Here is an 18004-nt window from a genome sequence, read left to right as displayed (position 1 = left end):
CTCAGTTGATTCGTGACTTGAGAGCGAACCCCGGACCCGCTCGTCCAATCATTTTGAACTTGGTGCTCGAGGGGCTAAGCTCGTGGGCGATCCGGAAAGATATCCTGTCTGCGGACCCTCGTCGCTCATTTGGGCCCGGGGTAGGATCCGTAGTTGTGCTTTGATCCGGCGGGAACGCCCGAGACGACCGCACCCAGAATTCTCACTCCCATCGAGGTCAGCCAGTCAAAGGCGGCGCGAATCTGGGGGAGTTGGCTCACATCGCGGAGGACGCTGAAAAGCACGGCGTCTATGTGTTGACTGATGATCAGAGTATCGGTCACCAGAAGGACAGGGGAGGAATCGACGATGATGAATTCATATTGCTCACGAAGCGCGATGATGAGATCGGGCAATGGTTGGCGCGGTAGCAATTCGATCGCTTCGGGATTACACCGTCCGGCCAGGATCAGGGAAAGATCGCGGACCTCGGTTTCCCGCACGACGCCCTCCCATCCGATCTCGCCGCTCAGCACCTCGCACAATCCGGGCTCCGAGGGGACCTCGAAGATCTCGTGGAGTGAAGGCTTTCGTAGGTCGCAATCGATGAGAAGCGTTCTTCGACCCGCTCGTGCCAGACTGGTTGCCAAGTGGCACGAGAGCGAAGTTTTGCCTTCACCTTTCGTAGCACTGGTAACCATGACGACCTGGAATGAATGTTGCCTCTCCACGCTCAGGAGCATCGTCCGCACCGCATCGATCGATTGAACGAGTCGGTCTCGGTCACGGCCGCTCGGATCATCCAGGCGGGCGTGATCCAACCTCGGGAGGTCCCCGATAATACGCAAGCCGAGACGATCCGAGACCTCATCCGGCATGTCGACTTTCCGGCTCCGGAACTCTAAGAGTGAGAGGCATCCGAGGAAGGCGACGAGGGCTCCAGCTCCAGCCGCCCCGCTGAGCTTATAACGCTTCATCGGATCGCTGAGGGTCGGGATCGAAGCCTTCTCGATGAGCCGAATCCGGGGAGGGGCCTGCATTTCCACGGTCATCGACTGCACCTCGGCCCCGACCGTCTTCGCTGTCGAGGACGCGACCTCAATCTCCTCATCCAGCCAATGGACGTCCATCGTCTTGACGTTCAATGACGACATCTGGGATTCCAGACCGGCGATCTCCTGGACCAGGCTTTTCTCTTGTTCACGCAAGATGTCGAGATACTCCTCGACTTCTCGCGAACGCGTATCCTGAACCGGAGAGGACTCGAATCGTTCAGGTTCCGCCGAGAGGGCCCTTTGAGCAGTATTGCGATGTGACTCGAGCGTCCTGGCCAGTTGCTTGATCTCGCGTTCCAGCGCCTGGGCGGCCGGGTCGGCGTTTCCCTTCCGGGCGTTTCGGCTGAGTCTCGCCTGCCGGCCTCGAAGCTCAGAGATTCGATCCTGAATCAACATCATCTTGGGGTCCGGCGACGTCGCTTCCCTGACCTCTACCGAGGCGAAATCCTGGTTCGAAGTCGTCGCGACCGTCGGCTGAGACTTCAGTACGTTCAACCTCGCCTGCGACCTGCGTACGTCTGATTGGAGCCGCATCAACTCCTGACGGGCGAGACCGAGGTGCTCGACCATCATCTGCTGCCTGACGGCCGATGCCGTCTTATCGCTGGTCCCGACCGAGCCGGCCAACTCCTTGAACTTCGCCCGCTTGCCGCTGAGATCTTTTTGATAATCGCTGAACAGGCCCTTCAACCGCTCGAACCTCGCGACCCGTTCGAGACGGTCTTGCTCCACGATTTGGGAGAGATAGGCCTCGGTGACCGAATTGACCAGCATCGAGAGGTCGCTGGGGGGACCGTTTGCGGTGATCGATATGGAGAGGATCTCCGAACCGCGCGGGAACTCGACCTGAACCTGCTGGGAGAGCCACTCGATCGGGTCGACCGAGTTCCTCACGATCGGGAGGGCGGCGATCGCAGGAGGGGCGATGGCGGCTTCCAGGACCTTACGGCTCTTAACCAGGATGAGCTGTGTCTCCTGGTAGGTCCGGTACCCGACGTCGCTTTCACGAGTTTCGAAGATCTCGCGGGGACGCTTCTCGGCCACATGGACGAGTGAACTGGTCGTATACTTCGGCGAGGGTAGGTAATAGAAGGCGGCAGCCGCGGCGAGTGAAGCGCAGCTCAGTCCGCCGAGGAAGGCGAGCCGCCAACGTCGGCGTAAGGCTCGCAGCAGCCCGATCAGGTCCGGCGCGTCCGTCGTCCCCGGAGCAGGCTCCAGGTTCGAGGGGACGGCGACGGATCTCTGAGCGATCCGATCGACGGGGATCATCATCTCGCCGTGAGCGACCGCTTCTTCCCGTCTGGGAAGCACCGTCGGCAGCTCCTCGGCATGCAAGGCGTTTGGTCCCGGCGTTCCCATCTCGCATCGCTCCGATGATCCATCTGCAAGGCGACGCAGGCATCGCCACCTGATCAGGCTGAGTCACGTCGATCCCGGCGCCTCGAGCGTTGCGGCCTTAGGCCGACGGGGTTGGGGCGCCGAGGCGTCGCCCCATCAACTCGCGTAGGTCGCCTGCACATGAACGCCGTCGGATGCCGAATCGCTCACCGCCAAGCTTGCCGGAGCGTCCAGGTCGTCGAGCGAGACCTGCAAGAACCGTGCGATGCTCCGGCTGGGATAGTTGATCATATGCAGGGGGGTGGCCAGGAGAATCTTGACGTCCATGATCCAGCTCTCCTGCTCCATGTACTGCAGATCGAGCTCGAGCTTCCGTTGCACGCTCCCAAGATCTGTGTCTGGAGGTTGGAGCACCTGAGCCAGCCCGGTCAGACCAGGCCTGACCTCGAGCCTGCGGCGATAGTGGGGCAGAGCTCGTTCGATCTGGGCCACGATCTCGGGACGCTCGGGGCGCGGGCCGACGAGGCTCATGTCGCCTCGAAGGACGTTGACCAGCTGGGGCAGCTCGTCGAGGTGAACGCGTCTCAGAAACCGCCCGATCGGAGTGACTCTGGGATCACCGGGCGTCGACCAGACCGCTCCGGACTCGCGCTCGCAGTTCAAGGTCATGGTCCGGATCTTACAGATCATAATACGACGGCCACGAAGCCCCAACCTCTCCTGGAAGTACAGGGCGGGGCCGGGCGACGTGATGCGAACGGCGAGCATCGCGAGAAGCATAGCCGGGCATGAGAGGCAAAGCAGGGCCGCCGACAGAAGCATCTCCGCAAATCTTTTCACGGAACGGTGGCCGAGCCGTGTGATCGCTCGGTGTGCTTGAATTTTCATGGAAATCCTCAAAATCGTTGGGACTCCCCCACTCCGCCGCGCCGGCCGACGAGCCGCGCCGAACTTATGACATCCCATCAAGAGTCGGACTTCGTCGGATCGACCCCGGCGCTCCGGCCGATTTCGACGCCAGGTCGGCAATCGAGGGGGTACAACCCACCTGCGAACCCCGCAACCGGCGTCGAATTAATCTGGTCGAACTTGTTACTCGGGCTGATCCGGGTGAAACCGATCACCGGATCGTGGGAGACGGGTCAGGGCTCAGGGCTGCGTTTGCTGAGTCAACCCTGGGTGAATTCCTCACTCACGAGAGGAGTGGTTTGAACAAGTCCAGACTCCGTCCCCATGGGTTGCATCTAGCGACCCTTCAGTCAAATTCAACGGCCTCGAAGGGGATGCCCTGGATGCATGCTTAGCTACGTGAATCCTTCGCCCCTTGCTTGAGGATCCTACCGCGGCCGCAGCGGATATGTCAAGTTTCTACACGGTAAGTACCGAAATTTTCCGCACCGCCCCGCGCAACCCAGTCAAAATCGGTCTAAAAGTGTTTAGCCTCAGAGTGCACGCAAGTCCTTGAAACCAAGGAACTTTTTTGATTCACCAGCATAAACAGACCGATTCGGGATCGGCGGATGGTACGTATGGTCGCGGTGGAGATGCTGATACAAATGTCGCCGTGTCCACGCAGGCCGGTCCGGATTCGTTCGGGAAGGCCTTCTCTATCCCGTGGGCAGGCGGCCATTTGGTTTGCCTTCAAGATCAGAGGTGCTTATTGCTGAGTTCGCTACTGAGCCGGACGGTGTTCGATCCCTGGAGCTTCTCGCCTCTGGCCTTGAGGGCTTGCAAGCGGATTGTACAGGAATTTAGCCCCTTCTCGGCCACGTACGTGCAGGCATGTTGCCAATTTGGATGCTTCGGGCGGCCTAAGAGGCAGTTATGCAACATCCTGGAGCCCCAAGGAACCGACCAGGCCGGGGGCGAGAGGGTGGATCGAAGCGATTCTTGACACCGCGTCCCCGGCATGAATCGGATTGCGGCTCGGTCGACGCCCGGCCTCCACCGGGCAGGGCGAGGCTTCGCCGATGAGTAACGCGGGGGAGTCGCATTCGATGCGGTCGACCGACCTCATCGCCTACATTTCCTGCACGCCCAGCAACCCCCTTGCCGACGAACCTTGTTCGTCGACGGCGGCCTTCGGCTCCTTCATGGAGGCGCAAGGCGGCGGGCGGGGCCGTCGGAGGTGGTCGTCACGGACGTCGCCGTGCGTTCCATCACCGACTCCCCGCGGGAGTTACGCTCTGTAATTAGTAGCGGCCGTCCCCCGATTCGAGTTCAGGTCGAATCATCGCGGATCCGGCTGGGCGAGGTCGCGACCGACGCCCTCGAGGATCTTCAGGGCGTCGCGACCGAAGGAGCCACCGGAAGGATTCGCTCGACGACCTTCGGCGGCGGAGGGGAGGGCCCGCTCGATCAGGCGACCAGCTTCGGCCTGGACGCCTCGCCTGACCATTGATCGGGCGGCGTCCTTCAATGCGAGTCGGAGCCCGTTGCGATCGATGGTCGGGTGGGAAATCGTGCCTCCGATGGGGATGGCGATCTCAGTGCCGCCGACGAACTGCTGGACGGCGGCGTTGCCGCCGAGCATCCGGGGCGTGATCGGGACCGAAGCACGCATCGCCAGGGTCTTATCAAAGCCCACGGATCCGCCAAGTTTGACCTGGACGTCGGCCACCGGGATCGACAGTCCGCTTTGCCGGACTCGACCATCGGCGATCTGGAGTTGCAGCGGCTGGCGTAGGGTCAATTTGGTCGGCGATTCGCCGGTCAGCGAGACGAGCTCACTCGCGAGTGGTCCGGGCTGGAAGGCGACGTCGTCGAAGACGAGTTGCCCGTCGACGCGGAGGGCGCCTGCGCCGGTCAGCGGGATCGAAGCCCCGACGACCGTCAGTGAGACCTTGCCGGAGATATCGCCGGCCTTGTCGAGCACCGGGGCGATGTAGGAGAGGACGTCGTCCGAGACCGCCTTGTTGATCGACGCACCGTCGATCTTGCTCCCCTCGGCAACCAGGAGCCAAATCGAGGCCGGGTCGTCGAGGCCCAGTTGGGCGGACATCTCCATCTCTCCGTTGTTGATCGTGGTCGAAACGGGGTCGAAGACCGCTCGACCGCCGCCCATTCTCAAGACGACCGGAGTGGGTCCGACCTGCATCCCGAAAGTCTGGGCCGATGCGAGGTCGACCGCCAGTGCGCCTTCCATCCCCTTCAGGATCTGGGAGGTCGAGCCGGCGGCGAGCGATCCCTTGAGGTGAAATGGTTTCACGGTCGCACGAATTCGAGCGCCAGGCTCGACGGCCGCGGCCACCAGGGGATCAAGCGTCTCCCAATGCGGCTCCACGAGGGCCGTCACGTCAGCCAACCGCCTGGCACCGATCTCGGCGACGGTCCCTCGTCCGGCCAGTCGGGCGTAAGCCGTCGCCAGCTCGAAATTCGAGAGATCAAGGATGTCCTCGGCCGGGGAGTACGTCCCGGCCAGCGTCACCCCGACAGGGCCGTGCTGGGTGGTCATCGTGAAATTGGGCGAGTTCGTCCGACTCTGGAACTGGAACCGTCCATCGGCCTGTCTGGTTCCGGTCAGCCGTCCCGACCACGTCCCGCCCAGGCCCCACAAGGACGACTGCGTCCAGTAGGCCAACGTCCGATCGAGGGCCGAGAGCTCGCCGACGAGGACCGCGTCCAGATTCATGGGCCTTTCGGGCTTGCCGACACCGGTCAGCATGAAGCCCTGCGGGCCCACCGCGATCCCAGCTGAAGGCTGCGGCCCGACGGGGATGAGGACGAGACGACCGGCGTCAAGATCGAGACTTCCCTTCGCCGTCAGGGCGATTGCGGCGGAAGCGGCCTGCGGATCGGTGGGCGTCGCGACAAGGTGGACGGCATCGAGATCGAGTACACGCCCCGACCGACGCAATGTGACCTTCCCCGATGCGATCGCCGAGGCAGGAGTTGTAATTGGGGTCGACCCGTCGAGATCGAAGGTGGCGACGCCTCCAGTCGTCCTGGCGAGCAAGTTCGCCCTTGTCGCCCCTGCGGTCACGCCCAGGCGAATGGCCCGCCAGTTCGTCGGGACGCCGCTTTCTCCGCGAGGCCCGTCGGCGGCCCCTTCAATGCGGACGTGATCGCGATCGATCGGCTCGTCAGTGAGACCCGCGATCCTCAAGCCGTCGAGCTCTGCCGCGAGCCGCGCCTTGAAAAGGCCCCCCTCCGGACGATAATCTGCGGCCATCCTCCCTTTGCCGGCCAGCGACAGGGCGCCGACCTCGATCCATTCGCGGGCCTGCTTCTCAACGACGGCGAGGTCGATAGTTCCCGAGACCTTCAGCCCATGCTCCAGATCGCCCGTCGCCACGGCCTGGACGCCCGCCGCCTTCAAACCAAAGGATTCGACGGCGATATCTCCGCCGACGCGCGTCAGGGCACCTGAGAGCGAAACAGGCTTGCGAAGGGTCAGCGGACGCCCATCCCGGGTCGCCGCCAGATCAGTCAGGTCGGCCGATACGGTGAATCGCTCGGTGCCTTCGGTCAAGTTCAAAGCGACGTCCAGCCGGGCCTGTCCCTGATCGATCACGAGGCCCGGCCGCAAGGGGATCCGATGCGGCAGCAGCCTGGCAGCTTCGGCCAGGTCGATGTGCCCCTTCAAGCGAGAAACAGTGCCAGCGGCCGCCGGGATCTCACCGACGGCCGTCATCTGGCCGATCGAGGACTTCAAATCGAGTTTCCGAATCGACCAACCAGAAGTCGTCTGCTCGACGTCGCAGGCGGTCGTCACGGCATCAAGCGCCAGTCGGTCCCCCGCCAGGACGGGGCCGTCGGCGACGAATCCTCGCAGCACCGCATCGCCCCGAGCGGACCAGAGTCCTCGGGTCCGATCGGCCTTGAGACCCCCCACGAGGCGACCCTGCGCCCTCACGCCCGCTTCATGGACGGTCAAGGGCCAGTCCGCGCCTTGAAGGTTCAAGCTCAGGTCGGCGGAGTTCCCCGACGCCGTGCCCATGGCGTAGTCGGCGTGGAGTTCCAGAGCGCAGTTTTCTCCGATGAGCTTCGCTTCCGCCGCCAGCGGCTTGCCGGGGACGATCGAAATGTGGCCATCGAAAGCGCTTGCTGTGATGGGTTCGGCGAGTTCGGGGCTCGCGATCCGTATACGCCCTCCGTCCACCATGACGGTCACGGCGAGCCCTGGAGACGCTCCCGCAGCTACTCCCTCGCGCTGGAACCCACCGTTGCCCGCATGGGATTCGGCCTCGTCCGCGCCCGTCAAGCCGCCGAGAGCATCGAGGACGTCGACGGAGCCATCCGCTCGACGCTCGATGTCGGCGGTGGCGCCAGCCATCCAAATCGTCCCGTAGTCCGACCGAGAGGTAAGCAAGGCGAGAAGACCTCGCTCGGTGCGAACCGACTCGGCGGTGGCGACGATCTTACCGCTCGGGTCGAGCAACGCCACATCGTTGAAAAGGAGCCCGCGAGTCCACGACAACGACGCCCCGCCCAGGGTGATTCTCCCAGGCTGCAACTTCTTGTTGATTTGCCGTGTCAAGATCCCGCGAGCCGGAGACGTGCTGAGCAAGGTCGGCGTCGACGCGAGCACGATGAAAAACGAAATCGACAGGAGGGCGACCCCTATCAAAAGACGTCGCAGACGTCTCGGCGGCTTCGCGGCGACGGTTTGATCTTGCATGACCTCGCGCATTCCTTCCTGGAAGACCTTCGAGAGTTAGTCGGACCGAGATCAATCCGACCATCGAGCCCTGTCAAACTCGACTCGCTGGGATCGTTCGCTCCAGATCCGGTGAGTCCGTACGCCAGGACGGTGCGGGTCGTTCGGGACACGGCGAATCTCGGGATTCTGGTGGGCCAACGGATCGCGTGAAGTTGATCGACGCGAGGGCGGATCTGTTCGTAACAGGCCTCGGCAAGTCACTATCACATCCCGTGCCGAGTCAGGCGATGCGATTCACGATCCCGATCCATCGGTCGCAGCGAGGTGGAGGAGAGAAGGGATGCCTCGCACCCTGCCGAGCGGATCTGGGAAAAAGGCGTCGTCGAGTCGCGGAATCCTCAAGTCCAGGTGGAGTGGCCGCGGTACGATTTCCAGATTGGATCGGCCCGATGCCGGCCGACGCCGTGTCCTTCACGCAACGATCAATCGGAAATCCTCCGGCGAAAGTCTTATGGACCTGAAATTGGGCGGGCGAGTCGTCGTCGTGACTGGTGGAGCGAGTGGGATCGGACTGGCTGCCGCCAGGGCGTTCGCTCACGAGGGATCACGCGTGGCCATCTGGGACCTTTACGACTCGACGGCCGCCGCACGCGACATCGAGTCTGAGTCTCACGTCCGTGTGATCGACGTTCTGGCGGACCTGACAGACGAATCGGCGGTCGCGGCAGCCCTGGAACGGACGATCGGGGAACTGGGCCCGATCGACCACCTCGTTCATGCCGCCGCCGTCGGCTCAGGGAAGTTCGGCTTCCCCTTCACCAACCTCCGACCCGCGGACTGGGCAGGGGTTATTCGGGTGAACGTGATGGGGATGGTTCATGTCGCGCACGCCGTCGCACCGCTGATGGTCGCCCGAAGGTCGGGCACCATGACCTTCGTCGCGTCGGTCGCCGGGCAGATGGGGTCACAGACCGACCCGCCGTATAGCGCGTCGAAGGCGGCCAATATCAACTTCGCCCAGTGCCTGGCGAAAGACCTCGCTCCGCACGGGGTCCGCGTGAATACCGTCTGTCCGGGCATGGTCCGGACGCCGTTGAACCGCTCGGTCTGGCAAGCCTGGCACGACCAGACACCGGCTCACGATCGCCTGAGCTACGAGGAGTGGTCGGATCGGAAGATCCGCTCAGTGGTGCCGCTTGGCCGTTGGCAGTCACCCGATTCCATCGCCGACATGATCGTCTTCCTGTCCTCCGACCGGGCGTCCGAGGTGACGGGGCAGACGGTGAACGTGGACGGGGGCTGCGTGATGCATTGGTGACCCAGGCTAGTCGCCTCGGAAGAGAGCCTGCCATTCCAGAACGTCGTTGACTCGGACTGGAAGGCACCACTAGGTTGGAGACTTGTGAAACTTCTCATGCCGTCTCCGCCTCTCCCCCAGGAGTCCTCGCGATGGCGAACGACACTCCCCCGACGGATCATGCCGGTTGCTGTGAAGCCTGGACGCGTCGCGACTTCGTCCGGACTCTAGGGGCGGGGGTCCTTGGGGCCTCGGTTCCGAACCTCGCCGCGGTGACCTCGGCGGCGGACGCCAACCCGGTGAAGGACCGTCCCAGCCCTTCCGACCTCGCCGAGACCGCCGTCGCACGGTTCTACAAGTCGCTCACCAAGTCGCAGCGCGAGACGATCTGCTTTCCCTTCGACCACTCGCTTCGCACGGTGGTGAAGAACAACTGGAGTATCGTCAAGCCGACGATCCGCGATCTCGACAAGGAGCAACAGGCCCTCTGCCGGGAGATCATGAAGAACCTGACGAGCGAGGAGGGCTACGAGCGCTTCATGAGGCAGATGAAGGACGACGCGGGAGGCTTCGACGCCTACCACGTCGCGGTCTTCGGCCAACCGGAGGACGCGAGGCCCTTCGAATGGGTGCTGACCGGTCGCCACGACACCCTGCGCGTCGACGGCGACAGCGTCATCGGCTCGGCCTTCGGCGGTCCGATCTTCTACGGACATGCCGCCGGCACCGACTTCGAAGACGCGAAGCACACGGGGAACGTCTGGTGGCCCCAGGCTGAGCAGGCCAACAAGGTCTTCTCCACCCTCGACGACAAGCAGCGCAAGCAGGCGCTTCAGGAAGTCGCTGAGGACGACGACTACGAGACGGTCCGACTCAAGGGCGAAGGCCTCGACCAGTCCGGCCTCCTGATCGGCACGCTCGACGGGCAGCAGAAGGACATGACTCGTAAGCTCATCGAGACGATGCTCGTGAATTTCCGCGAGTGCGACGCCGCCGAAGTTCGTCGCTGCCTCGAAGCAAGCGGAGGCGTCGACAAGCTCCGCCTCACCTTCTTCCAGGAAGACGACATCGGCGCCGACGGCGTCTGGGACATCTGGAAGCTGGAGGGGCCCGCCTTCTCCTGGTACTTCCGCGGTGCTCCCCACGTCCACACCTGGCTCAACGTGGCCCACACGGCGTAACGCACCCGGCGAGCCGCCGGACCGGCCCGAGCGTCCTGCGGCTCGCTCGCTTTTGCTTCTCCCACGACTCGACGCCGCGAAGCGGTCATTGATTCAATCGGCGGAGAGGGTCGCCAACCGAAACTCGGTAGGTCACCCCCGTCGGGACGGTGTCGATCGCGGACTCATAACGGCCGCCGATCCGACCCGATTTCGCACGTCGAAAGACGAACCTTGAATGCCCCGTCGAGCGGAGAGGGGAAGTGGAGACGAAGGGGATCGAACCCTCAACCTCCTGGTTGCAAACCAGGCGCTCTCCCAATTGAGCTACGTCCCCGAAGGATCGCTCGACGTTGGGTTTACGGCCGTGACGAGATCCGGTCGTTCCGACCCGGCATGCCACGGTGCGCTCACCACGTCTGAAGTATAACTCCCACCGCCCGAACTGGCGAGGCCTTCGCTCCGATTACCCGGGTCGCTCAGTCGATGATCCCTCCCGTCGCGGTCAGGCCTTCGGCGGGAGGGCCGGACGAGGGTCAGACCGGAATTCAGCCTCGGCTGGATGGCTTTTTGCTGCGCCGTTGATTCCGGTAGGGACCGAGTGGACGCAGCACATCGCTTATTCTGAGCGGATCCAATCCTGGATGGCGAGAGTCGCTCGGCCACGGCTCGGGAAAGGCGTGGCCTGCCAGGATGCGAGACCGGCGATGGGATTCGACATCTCGTCGACCCATTGTTTGATCAGTTGGGGAGACTGGCTGACCATCGCCGCGCGTCGAAGCCGCCCATTGGCCAGCGGCTGTTCGAAGAGGACCGCGTAGTAGGGCATCGGGTCGTAGCCCTTCTGCTTGGTCAGTCGGCTCAGGTAGGCGTGGATCGTCTTGTCCAGCTTCCCAAGGTCGTCGCCGAACGCCTGGCGGAAGTCGCGAACGTGATCGTCGGCCGATCGGGGTTCGAGAGGAGGGACGGCGGCCATGACTCGCAGGAATCGCGTGAAGTCGTCGCTGCGCTTCATCGCCAGGTAATGGGTGATCGCCCAGGCCAGCGCATATTCGGTGGGGGTCAGCTCGTGGCGACGGATCATCGCCTCGACCAGCGGTTGGCCGGGCTTGCGGAACAGCGACTTGGTATGCACGTCCTGACCACGCATCGATAGCGAAACCGGATCCTCCACCTCGCGGAGGGTCGCCATATGGAGATTGTTGATACGGCCCAGGCCGTCCCAGGCGGGCGCTCCTTTGCGCGAGGAGGCGGGGGTGGCGCAATATTCGGCCAGTCCCTCCACCAGCCAGAGGGGCCAGTTGCTCAGCCGAGGGTGGACGCCGATATTCTGGAGGATCTGATGGGTCCCCTCGTGGGCCACCATCTGGGGCTTGAGCAGGGCGTTGACCTCCGGCTCGATCCGCTCGCGAGAAGGCTGATCGTAGAGAAGGATCCGGTTCGTCGAGACTTCGTAGTAAGCCTGGACGTCGGGGGCCACGGGCCGATAGGCGCGAAACTCATCCTCGGTGCGGAAAATCACCGCGACCATCGGGAACTCGGCCTCGTGCACGGTCACTTCGTGCTTGCGGAAGGCCTCGAGCAGCCGCCTGTACAGGTCTTCCAGGAGGACTCCGTTGGCCTTCGCGAATCCGTCGTCGGCCGACTGGTAAAGGATCAGGTAGTGCTCGGTTCGATGCAGCCCGAAGTCGGCGAATGCTCCGGCCTGGAGACCTGTGACCATCTCGTCGGCCGTCATCGGCCGGAAGGGTTCTTCCGTCGGGACGAGCATCGACGGGATTCCGAGCCAGCCGTCGGGGAGCATGAGGACCGACTTGCCATCATGATGCCCGTGGAGTCGTGCCACGACCTGCCGGCCGTCCTCGGTCCGGATCAGGAACCTGCGCTCATCATGGGCCGGACAAGACGCGACGAGGTCTTCCGTCGGCGGCGCACCGAAGTCGGGCGGCGTCAACAGCGGCGTCGATCCGGCGGCCGGTCGCGCCGGGGGGTCGCCTTCAGGTCCCGCCGCCCCATCGACACCGGCGAGCGCAGCGAGCCGTTTCAGACCGTGCGCCTGTCGGGCCGGGATCGTGGTCAGACGCTCGGCCAGACCGCACAGGACGGCCGGCCAGGAAGCCGTCGCGATTCCGGCCGCCCGTCGGATGGCTGGAACCACGGGGAATCCGTCGTGGGCTCCGACGACGCTCCTCAGCATATTGCGGACGTGGTCCGTACGCGTCGAGGCGGATCGAGGCTCGGAGCGGCCCGAACGACCCTCGCCGACGATGACGGACTCCGCGGCCGAAGGGGCCCATCCCGAAGCGCCCGACGCGGCCGTGGTCCACGCCGCGATCGTCCAAACGGCGACCGGGGCGGCGAATATGAGGACGGCCGTCAGCTCCAACAGGCCTCGTTCGCCGACCAAGGGCCGGCGGCGAGGCGCCGAGGTGTCCGGCGATGTCGGCGTCGGACCTGGTTCGGCTGCGGGGGACGTCGACGTAACGGCCTCATCCAGCTTCGCAAGAACGAAGAGAGGAGTGGCGCAGAACGGGCAGACGCGCCGGCGTTCGAGATCGGGACGTCGGATGCGGAGGGCCTTACCGCAACCGTCGCAGGTCGTCACAACGGGTTCCATGGCCGTCGTCTCGCGGATCAGCGGACTGAACGAATTCGGCGAAGTGAGAAAGACCGAGTCTAGCACTCGCGGCGAGCCGCGAGAAGCACTTGACTCGGCATTTCCCGTACTTTCTTGATCGAGCCTGATCTGGCTGAATGGAGCCGGATCGAGGGTGCCGCGCGACATCATGCGAGGAGCGACTTCAACACCTTGCCGTGAACGTCGGTCAGGCGGAAGTCGCGGCCCTGGAACTTGTAGGTCAGCCGGGTGTGATCGATGCCGAGCTGGTGGAGGATCGTGGCGTTGAGGTCGTAGACGTCGACCGGGTCCTTGACGATGTTATAGGAGAAGTCGTCGGTCTCGCCGTGGACGAGACCCGGCTTGACGCCGCCGCCGGCCATCCAGATCGTGAAGCAACGGGGATGGTGATCGCGGCCGTAATCGGTGGCCGTAAGCGTCCCCTGCGAGTAGACGGTTCGGCCGAATTCGCCTCCCCAGACGACCAGGGTGTCTTCGAGCAGGCCGCGCTGCTTGAGGTCGGAGATCAGTGCGGCCGAGGCCTGATCGGTGTCGCGGCACTGCGAGCGGATCTGGTTGGGTAGGTCGCCGTGCTGGTCCCAGCCCATGTGGTAGAGCTGGATGAACCGGACCCCGCGCTCGGCGAGTCGACGGGCCAGGAGGCAGTTGGCGGCGTAGCTGCCCGGGCGCTGGACGTCCGGGCCATAGAGATCGATCACCGATTGCGGCTCGGCGCCGAGGTCGGTCAGTTCGGGAACCGAGGACTGCATGCGGTAGGCCAGCTCATATTGGGCGATCCGGGTGAGGATTTCGGGGTCGCCGGTCTCCTGATGCCGCAGGCCGTTCAACTCTCCGAGGTCGTCGAGCTGGCGGCGGCGAAGCTCGGGCGAGCAGCCCGACGGGTTCGCCAGGAACAGAACGGGGTCCTTCCCCCCGCGCAGCTTCACACCCTGATAGCGCGAGGGGAGGAAGCCGCTTCCCCAGAGGCGGTCGTAGAGCGGCTGATCGGTGCGGCCTCGGGAGAGGAGGACGACGAACGACGGCAGGTCCTGGTTCATGCTCCCCAGGCCGTAGGCGACCCAGGATCCCATGCTCGGCCGTCCGGCGAGCTGCGAGCCGGTCTGGACGAAGGTCACGGCCGGGTCGTGGTTGATCGCCTCGGTCTGAACCGACCGGATGATGCAAAGATCGTCCACCACCTTGGCGGTGTGGGGGAGCAGCTCGCTGATCCAGGCCCCGCTCTCGCCGTGCTGGGCGAACGAGAAGATGGAAGGGGCCACCGGGAAGTTCTTCTGGCCCGAGGTCATGGTCGTGATGCGCTGGCCGTTGCGGATCGAGTCGGGGAGTTCGAGCCCCCGATGTTCGCGGATGGCCGGCTTGTAGTCGAACAGGTCCAGCTGCGAGGGCGCGCCGGACTGGAACAGGTAGATGACTCGCTTGGCCTTCGCAGGGAAGTGGGGAAGGCCGGGCAGGGCGCCGGATTCGCCCGCCGGGCTCGCTGCGTCGCCGGCCGACGCGTCGCGGCCGAGCAGCGAGCCCAGGGCGACGGAGCCGAGGCCCAGGCCGGAGCGGGCCAGGAAGAGTCGGCGGTTCATCTCTTGTGCGATCTGAAGCTCGTCCACGAGGCGTTCTCCCTTGCGGCTCGCGCCGGTCATTCGAGCGTGATCGTCTCGTCCAGGTTCAGGATGACGCCGGCGGTCGCGGAGTAGGCCGCCAGCTCGACCGGCTCCAGGTTCGCGGGGATGGGGCGCTCACCCTGACCGATCAGGGCTTTCGCCGCTTCGGGCTCGGCGCGGAACGCTTCCAGATAATGCTCCAGACCGGCCAGCAGAACGCGGCGTTCGTTCTGGTTCGGTTCCCTCGCGGTCGCGCGTCGGAAGGCGTAGGCGATGCGGTCCTCCGGCGTCGATCCCCCCTTCTCGAGCATCAGGGTGGCCAGGCTCCGCGCGGCCTCGACGTAGACCACGTCGTTGAGCAGCTCCAGCGCCTGCAGGGGCGTATTGGTCCGATCCCGCTTGACCTGGCAGATCTCACGGCTGGGAGCGTCGAAGGTGGCCATGACGGGGTGGGGGACCGTCCGCTTCCGGTAGATGTAGAGGCTGCGACGGTAGAGTCCCTCCCCCTTGTCCTGGATGTAGGGGCCTTCTCCCGCGCCTCCGGCCAGTTCCTCCCACAGCCCGGCGGGCTGGTACGGCTTGTCGGATGGGCCGCCGAATCGCGAGGCGAGCAAGCCCGAGATCGCCAGCACGTTATCGCGGACCGCTTCCGCGCCCAGTCGGAATCGCGGGCCGCGGGCGAGGAGTCGATTCTCCGGGTCGCGCTGAACCAGCTCGGCCGGCACCCGGGACGACTGCCGGTAAGCGGCGCTCGTGACGATCAGCCGGTGCAGGTGTTTGAGATCCCAGCCCCCGCGGACCAGTTCCGTCGCCAGCCAATCCAGGAGCATGGGGTGCGTCGGAGGCTCACTTTGGAGTCCGAAGTTTTCCGACGACTTGACCAGGCCCTCGCCGAAGTGACGCTGCCAGATCCGGTTGACGGTCACGCGGGCCGTGAGCGGATTCTCCGGGGCGACCAGCCATCGGGCCAGCGCCAGGCGATCGGGGGCGACGCCCGAGGGGAGGGGGGGGAGGCATGCGGGGACGCCGGCCGTCAGCGACTCCGACGTCTCGGGCTGGTCGTACTGGCCGCGCTTGAGCAGGTGGAGCGGTCGAGGCTCGGCCGCGTCCTCCATGATCATCACCGTCGGAATCGCCTTCTCGGCCTCCGCCTTCTCGCCCTGGAGCCGTGCCAGCCGCGCGGCGAGCGGCGGAAGTTCGCGGTCCACGCTTTCGCGGAAGTATCGGGCCAGGACCTCCCTGCGGATCGGGGTCCTGTCGGCGTCGGAGAGTCGTGCGATCTCGACGATCGGCCGCTCGAACAGGCGACGGACCTCGTCGGCCGAGAGGTCCCGGTTATAGAAGCGGACGTCGGCCAACTCGCCCCGGAACGGCAGGCCCGTCGTCCGTCGGCCGATTCGCAGGGGCTGATCGGTGGCGAGGGTGTTCTTGAGGGCGTCGGCCTCGACCTCGATTGCGGCGGCCTTGCCGTCGACGAGGATCTTCACTCCCTGCGCCTTGCCCGAGCCATCGTAGCCGACGACCACGTGCGACCAGGGGGCGCGAGGGAGCGGCTCCTTCGTCTTGACCTTGATTGCGTCGCCGGGCCAGGAGTGGATCAAATGGACCGTGATCTTGCCTTCCAGGACGCAGACGTCGTAACCCCGATGGGCGGCCTGCTCGTCCATCTTGCTCAGGCAGGCTCCGTCGCCCAGCGGACGCACCCACATGGCGAAGGTGAAAGGCGAGGTCGGTTCGAGGGGGAGGCCGGGCCCGGCCTCGACATACGATTCAGGACGCCCGTCGAGCGTCAGGCCGCGCGATATGGGGCCGTCGACCCAGATCGGCTCTCCTTCTCCTTGAAAGGAGCCCGAGGCCGTCGCGCCGGCCGGGGCGTCCCCCGCCAGGTCGCCAGAGAGCGGGAAACGGAGCGACCAGTCGATCGGCTCGCTCGGGACGGCTTCGCCGCGCGCGGTCTCCTCCCAGGCGGCCTGCTTGGCGTCGAGGCCCGCTTCCGCCTTCCGGGCCACCTCCGCAGCCTCGGCGATCGCCGCTTCGAGCCCCTTCATCTGCGCCTGCTGCTCGGGCGAGGGAGCCGCGATCAGGGGCGGGACGTTGCCCCGAGTCTCGGTGTAGACGCCCTTCTCGTTCAAGTTGTTGAAGAAGCCGAGGAACTCGTAGAACTCCTTCTGCGTCACCGGGTCGTACTTGTGGTCGTGGCAGCGGGCGCAACCCATCGTCAGCCCGAGGAACACGGTGGACGTGGTCTCCACGCGGTCGACGGCGTTCTCGATTCGATACTCCTCGTCGATCGAGCCGGCCTCGGTGACGGTGCGGTTGTTGCGGTTGAAGCCGGTGGCGATCTTCTGGGCGAGGCTGGGATTCGGGAGTCGGTCGCCGGCGATCTGCTCAATCGCGAACTGGTCGAAAGGCTGATTTCGGTTGAAGGCGGCGACCACCCAGTCGCGCCATGGCCACATCGTCCGGGCGAAGTCGTTCTGATAGCCGTTCGTGTCGGCGTAGCGGGCGGCGTCGAGCCAGTCGCTCGCCATCGCCTCGCCGTATCGCGGCGACGCGAGCAGCCGGTCGACGAGCTTCTCGTAGGCGTCGGCCGCAGGATCGGACGCGAAAGCCTCGATCTCGGCCAGGGTCGGCGGCAGCCCCGTGAGGTCGAGCGAAAGCCGACGGATCAGGGTCGCGGGATCGGCCTCGGGGGCGGGCGCGATCCCTTCCCGTTCCAGCCGGGCCAGCACGAAGCGGTCGATCGGGTTGCGGACCCATTCGGGACGATGCACGACCGGCGGTTCGGGCCGGCGGGGGGCGTCGAAGGCCCAGTGCTTGCCCCATCGCGCGCCTTCCTCGACCCACTTCGTGAGGGTCGCGACCTGCTCGGGAGTGAGCGTCTTGCCCGATTTCGCCGGCGGCATCTTCTCGTCGGCGTCGTCGGTCGTGAGCCGTCGGAGGAACTCGCTCTCCTCGGGATCGCCGGGCACGATGATCGGCTCCTCCTTGCGGAGGGCGCTCTCCGACACGTCGAGGCGGAGGTCGGCCTTGCGGGCGGCGGCGTCAGGACCGTGGCAGAGGAGGCAATTTTCGGAGAGGATGGGGAGGACGTCGCGGCTGAAGTCGACCGAGGGGGGCTCGGCCTTCCCGGCCGGGGCCGCGAGGACGACGACCAGACAGAACGCGGCGACGAAGGATCGATACGGAGGCATGCGGGGAGGCGCTCCTCGGGTCGGTCTCGCGGATCGAGACGGGTCGCATCGTTCGGCTCACGACTCAACTCATCATTATGGCCGACTCATCAAGTCCCGGGCAACCAAAGATCGACCCCGCCTCCTTCGTCGCCCCCGGCGCGTTC

Annotated in this window: 8 protein-coding genes and 1 tRNA gene; 2 read left to right on the top strand and 7 right to left on the bottom strand. The window is 65.0% G+C overall.

Features of this window, described 5'->3' with window-relative positions; genetic code table 11:
- Nucleotides 1-125: 125 nt before the first annotated feature.
- The 3 genes from VT85_RS17070 to VT85_RS17060 form a co-directional block, all read right to left on the bottom strand.
- Nucleotides 126-2369, bottom strand: coding sequence for an exopolysaccharide transport family protein (locus VT85_RS17070; protein WP_068417904.1), 2244 nt, complete (start codon nt 2367-2369; stop codon nt 126-128).
- A 159-nt stretch (nt 2370-2528) separates the two neighbouring features.
- Entirely contained in the window at nt 2529-3194 is a 666-nt protein-coding gene (locus VT85_RS17065; RefSeq protein ID WP_068417900.1) for a sugar transferase, read from the bottom strand.
- A gap of 1408 nt (nt 3195-4602) precedes the next feature.
- Complete coding sequence (locus VT85_RS17060) at nt 4603-7992, bottom strand: hypothetical protein (RefSeq protein WP_156512911.1); 3390 nt, start codon at nt 7990-7992, stop codon at nt 4603-4605.
- A gap of 493 nt (nt 7993-8485) precedes the next feature.
- Here VT85_RS17060 and VT85_RS17055 point away from each other — a divergent pair, with 493 nt between their 5' ends.
- On the top strand, nt 8486-9292 hold the full coding sequence (locus VT85_RS17055; RefSeq protein ID WP_068417893.1) for an SDR family NAD(P)-dependent oxidoreductase: 807 nt from the start codon (nt 8486-8488) through the stop codon (nt 9290-9292).
- A 131-nt stretch (nt 9293-9423) separates the two neighbouring features.
- Nucleotides 9424-10452 (top strand): DUF3500 domain-containing protein, encoded by a 1029-nt coding sequence (locus VT85_RS17050; RefSeq protein WP_068417890.1) that lies wholly within the window; start codon nt 9424-9426, stop codon nt 10450-10452.
- A 243-nt stretch (nt 10453-10695) separates the two neighbouring features.
- On the opposite strand, the gene VT85_RS17045 is transcribed toward VT85_RS17050, so the two are convergent.
- From VT85_RS17045 to VT85_RS17030, 4 genes are all read right to left on the bottom strand, one after another.
- Nucleotides 10696-10768: transfer RNA gene (locus tag VT85_RS17045), tRNA-Ala, on the bottom strand.
- Between the two features lie 282 nt (nt 10769-11050).
- Complete coding sequence (locus VT85_RS17040) at nt 11051-13219, bottom strand: DUF1570 domain-containing protein (protein WP_082858666.1); 2169 nt, start codon at nt 13217-13219, stop codon at nt 11051-11053.
- Nucleotides 13216-14703, bottom strand: coding sequence for a DUF1501 domain-containing protein (locus VT85_RS17035; RefSeq protein ID WP_082858665.1), 1488 nt, complete (start codon nt 14701-14703; stop codon nt 13216-13218). Before VT85_RS17035 ends, VT85_RS17040 begins: the two co-directional genes overlap by 4 nt.
- On the bottom strand, nt 14700-17858 hold the full coding sequence (locus tag VT85_RS17030) for a DUF1553 domain-containing protein (RefSeq protein WP_068417883.1): 3159 nt from the start codon (nt 17856-17858) through the stop codon (nt 14700-14702). The genes VT85_RS17035 and VT85_RS17030 overlap by 4 nt, the downstream gene beginning before the upstream one ends.
- Nucleotides 17859-18004 lie beyond the last annotated feature (146 nt).

Source organism: Planctomyces sp. SH-PL62 (assembly GCF_001610895.1).
In the GTDB taxonomy this organism is placed as follows: domain Bacteria; phylum Planctomycetota; class Planctomycetia; order Isosphaerales; family Isosphaeraceae; genus Paludisphaera.
This window is presented reverse-complemented; position numbering and strand designations above follow the sequence as displayed.

Coding starts and splice junctions, on each gene's coding strand:
- VT85_RS17060 (WP_156512911.1), bottom strand. CDS start 7,992: ATGCAAGATCAAACCGTCGCCGCGAAGCCGCCGAGACGTCTGCGACGT.
- VT85_RS17035 (WP_082858665.1), bottom strand. CDS start 14,703: ATGACCGGCGCGAGCCGCAAGGGAGAACGCCTCGTGGACGAGCTTCAG.
- VT85_RS17030 (WP_068417883.1), bottom strand. CDS start 17,858: ATGCCTCCGTATCGATCCTTCGTCGCCGCGTTCTGTCTGGTCGTCGTC.
- VT85_RS17055 (WP_068417893.1), top strand. CDS start 8,486: ATGGACCTGAAATTGGGCGGGCGAGTCGTCGTCGTGACTGGTGGAGCG.
- VT85_RS17040 (WP_082858666.1), bottom strand. CDS start 13,219: ATGATGTCGCGCGGCACCCTCGATCCGGCTCCATTCAGCCAGATCAGG.
- VT85_RS17065 (WP_068417900.1), bottom strand. CDS start 3,194: ATGCTTCTGTCGGCGGCCCTGCTTTGCCTCTCATGCCCGGCTATGCTT.
- VT85_RS17050 (WP_068417890.1), top strand. CDS start 9,424: ATGGCGAACGACACTCCCCCGACGGATCATGCCGGTTGCTGTGAAGCC.